Source organism: Caballeronia arvi (assembly GCF_001544695.2).
Classification (GTDB): Bacteria; Pseudomonadota; Gammaproteobacteria; order Burkholderiales; family Burkholderiaceae; genus Caballeronia; species Caballeronia arvi.
Genome location: NZ_FCOM02000222.1, coordinates 1 through 1,505, shown reverse-complemented (window position 1 = coordinate 1,505; position 1,505 = coordinate 1). Strand labels below are relative to the sequence as shown.

General features: G+C 59.9%; 1 protein-coding gene. It reads right to left on the bottom strand.

The window, feature by feature from the left end:
- Window positions 1-1,457: thiamine pyrophosphate-requiring protein (locus AWB74_RS44490; RefSeq protein ID WP_087039597.1), on the bottom strand; the 1,457-nt coding region annotated here is incomplete at its 3' end.
- Window positions 1,458-1,505: the final 48 nt, after the last annotated feature.

Here is a 1,505-nt window from a genome sequence, read left to right as displayed (position 1 = left end):
TGCTCCCATGTCACCTGATTGAGGTCCTGATTGTTCAGGACCATGCAAATCCAGTGGGGACTGGTCCACTCCTTCCAGTATTTCGCGACCGTAATGAGCTCCGCCATGTTGTTCATCTGCATGGCGCCGTCGCCGACCAGCGCGATGACAGGCCGCTCGGGAAACGCGAACTTCGCCGCGATCGCGTACGGCACCGCTGCGCCCATCGACGCCAGTCCACCTGAGAGCGAGCAGTGCATGCCACGCTTCACTTTCAAGTCCCGCGCGTACCAGTTGGCCACCGACCCGGAATCGCTTGTCACGATGGCGTTTGCGGGCACACGTGTCGACAACTCCCAGACGGTGCGCTGCGGATTCACGCCCGCGACGCTCGTTGCTAGTGCACGTTTTTCCAGCGTCTTCCACCAATCGTCCATCCAGCCTTCAATGCGCTTGCGCCACGAGCGGTCGGATTTTTGTTCGAGCAGGGGAAGCAAGGCACGCAGCGTCTCTGCGCTGTCGCCGACCAGATTCACTTCCATCGGATAGCGCAGACTTAGCATGTCCGCCTTTAGGTCGATTTGCACGCCCCGCGCGTCGCCTTCCTTGGGTAGGAATTCCGAGTATGGGAAGCCTGAACCGATCATGAGCAGCGTGTCGCATCCCATCATGAGTTCGTAGCTTGGCTTCGTGCCTAAAAGACCAATGGATCCCGTGACCCAGGGAAGATCGTCAGGCAATGCGGCCTTACCTAGAAGCGCCTTTGCGACACCTGCGCCGAGCTTCTCCGCTACCGAGATGACTTCGTCGGTCGCAGCGAGCGCACCGGCGCCTACGAGGATTGCGACTTTTTTGCCGGCATTGAGCACGTCGGCCGCGCGCTGCAAGTCGTCTGGATAAGGGACAAGCCTTGGCGGGGTGTACCCGACGCCAGAATGCAGCGTGCCATGCTTGCGCCCAGGGGGTTGATATTCAAGGTCTTGAAGGTCGTTCGGCAAGATGATTGCCGTCACCTTCCGCTCGGAAACCGCGATTCTGACGGCACGATCGACGATGTGCCGAACTTGCGCGGGTACACTCGCCTGTTGCGCAAACGCCCCCGCGACATCCTTGTATAAGGCAGGCAGATCAAGCTCTTGCTGATAGTGGCCACCAAGTGCGGCGCGGGCCTGCTGACCGCAGATGGCGAGCACCGGCATGTGATCCATGCGCGCATCGTAGAGACCCGTGATGAGGTGCGAGGCCCCTGGTCCCGACGTCGCCATGCACACGCCGAGTTCGCCCGTGAACTTCGCATGAGCTGAAGCCATAAAGGCCGCCATTTCTTCATGGCGAACCTGTACGAAATCGATCTTACCTTCTGCGCGTTGTAGCGCACCGAGCACGCCGTTGATGCCATCCCCCGGATATCCGAAAATGCGGCGCACGCCCCAGGCGTAAAGACGGTCTATCAGGAAATCTCCTACGGTGTCGGCCATCACGACTCCTCGTTCTGTGCAAATGCTGTACAACGACCACGGATTGCG